The sequence below is a fragment of the Streptomyces sp. NPDC051940 genome, assembly GCF_040680895.1.
Taxonomy (GTDB): domain Bacteria; phylum Actinomycetota; class Actinomycetes; order Streptomycetales; family Streptomycetaceae; genus Streptomyces.
Window position 1 is genome coordinate 1 of the sequence record NZ_JBFAXR010000276.1, and the last position, 2,358, is coordinate 2,358.

Sequence of the window (2,358 nt, forward strand, 5' to 3'; positions counted from 1 at the left end):
GCCCTTGGCGTAATGCCGCTCGATGTAGTACTGGCCGATGCTGAAGACGCTGGTGAAGAAGAGGTACCAGATCGCCGCGACGAAATACATCTCGACGATCGTGCCCGGGGGCTTCGACGTGACGTCGAGGACCACGCGGTTCACGTCGCGGACCTCGTTCGTGATGCGGGTGGAGATCTTCGCCAGCACGTCGTACGGCATCCGCGTCCAGTCCGCCGTCATCGCGTCCTCCGAGGACACCGGACGGAGCACGATCGGGTGGCCGTACGTGCGGCCGTCGCCCTGGACGCCGACGCTGCGGACGTCCGCCAGGAGGACCACCGGGCACTGCCAGATCTCGCGGTCCAGGCCCGCCGCCGTCAGCTCCTCGCGGGCGATCGCGTCCGCGTCGCGCAGCAGGTCGAGGCGGTCCTTCGTGACCTCGCCGACGATCCGGATGCCCAGACCCGGACCCGGGAAGGGCTGGCGCTGGACGATCTCCTCCGGCAGGCCCAGCTCCGCGCCGACCATGCGGACCTCGTCCTTGAACAGCCGCCGCAGCGGCTCGACCAGCTGGAACTCCAGGTCCTCCGGCAGGCCGCCCACGTTGTGGTGGGACTTGATGTTCGCCGTGCCCGTGCCGCCGCCGGACTCGACGACGTCCGGGTAGAGCGTGCCCTGGACCAGGAACTCCACCTCGCCGCCGTGCTCGGCGATGATCTCCGCCTGCGCCTGCTCGAAGACCCGGATGAACTCCCGGCCGATGATCTTGCGCTTCTCCTCGGGGTCGGAGACGCCCTTCAGCGCGTCGAGGAAACGCTCCTGCGCGTCGACGACCTTCAGCTGGACGCCGGTGGCCGCGACGAAGTCCTTCTCGACCTGCTCCGTCTCGCCCTTGCGCATCAGCCCGTGGTCGACGTACACGCAGGTCAGCTGGTCGCCGATGGCCCGCTGGACGAGCGCCGCGGCGACCGCGGAGTCCACGCCGCCGGACAGACCGCAGATGGCGCGCTTGGTGCCGACCTGCTCGCGGATCGCGGCGATCGACTCCTCGACCACGTTCGACGTGGTCCACGTCGGCTGCAGCCCCGCGCCCCGGTACAGGAAGTGCTCCAGCACCTGCTGACCGTGGGTGGAGTGCATGACCTCGGGGTGGTGCTGTACGCCGTACAGCTTCTTGGCGTCGTTCTCGAAGGCGGCGACCGGGACGCCGTCCGTCGAGGCGGTGACCGTGAAGCCCTCGGGGGCCGCCGAGCACGCGTCGCCGTGCGACATCCACACGTCCTGCTCGTCCGGGGTGCCGGAGAAGAGGGTGGACGACGGGTGGCTGACGGACATCTTCGTACGCCCGTACTCGCGGCTGCCCGTGTTGTCGACCGTGCCGCCCAGGGTCTGGGCCATCAGCTGGAAGCCGTAGCACATGCCGAAGACCGGGACGCCGGCCTCGAAGATCGCGCGGTCCAGCTGGGGCGCCTCCTCGGCGTACACCGAGGAGGGTCCGCCGGAGAGGATGATCGCCGCGGGGTTCTTCGCGAGGATCTCGGCCACGGGCATGGTGGAGGGGACGATCTCGCTGTAGACGCGCGCCTCACGAACGCGGCGGGCGATCAGCTGCGCGTACTGGGCGCCGAAGTCTACGACGAGTACGGCGTCGTTCTGTGTCGCAGTGGGGGACGCTGAGGACACGGTGCGGCCTTCCGGCGGTTAAGGACGAGGTAGTACCGATTCTATCGGGGCCGCGAGCGCCTGCTTGACATGGCATACTGTCCCCCATGCTCCAGCAGACCTTCGTCTTTACCTATGGCACCGGCCCGTCCGGCTGCCATGGTCGTGCTGCGTGAGCTGACAGCGACTTTCCAGGCGCCCCGGGCCGTACAAGGCCCGGGGCGCCTGTCGTTTCCCGCCCCGGGCCGGCGGATCCGGGGGCCGTGAGCCCTTTGGAGACAACGACGATGAGTACCGTCACCGAGACGACCGTCACCGAGAAGACCGGCGCCCGGACGCCCGAGGCCGCGGGTGTGATCAACGGCGCACGGGAGCGGATCGACGCCCTCGACGAACAGATCATCGCCCTCGTACAGCAGCGGATGGCCGTCTCGGCCTCGATCCAGAAGGCGCGTATCGAGTCCGGCGGGCGGCGGGTGAACCTCTCCCGCGAGATGGAGATCCTCGGCCACTACCGGGACGAGCTGGGCCGCCCGGGCACGGCGCTGGCGATGACGCTGCTGGAGCTGTGCCGGGGGCGGATCTGACGGCGCGGGACCGCGTCTCCTCCGGGCGCGTACGGGCGTGGAAAGGTCGGAGCCGCCGAGCATGACGTCCTCGTGCGTCCAGGTCTGCCTGCGCAGCTCCCAGCTCGCCGGGTCGTTGTCGGTGGGC

Annotated in this window: 2 protein-coding genes; one reads left to right on the forward strand and one right to left on the reverse strand. The window is 69.5% G+C overall.

Annotated elements, in window-relative coordinates:
* Positions 1 to 1,665 (reverse strand): glutamine-hydrolyzing GMP synthase (gene guaA, locus AB0M28_RS40365; RefSeq protein WP_365415813.1); only part of this gene is annotated, 1,665 nt, incomplete at its 3' end.
* Between the two features lie 266 nt (positions 1,666 to 1,931).
* Here guaA and AB0M28_RS40370 point away from each other — a divergent pair.
* Positions 1,932 to 2,231 (forward strand): chorismate mutase, encoded by a 300-nt coding sequence (locus AB0M28_RS40370; protein ID WP_365415814.1) that lies wholly within the window; start codon positions 1,932 to 1,934, stop codon positions 2,229 to 2,231.
* Positions 2,232 to 2,358: the final 127 nt, after the last annotated feature.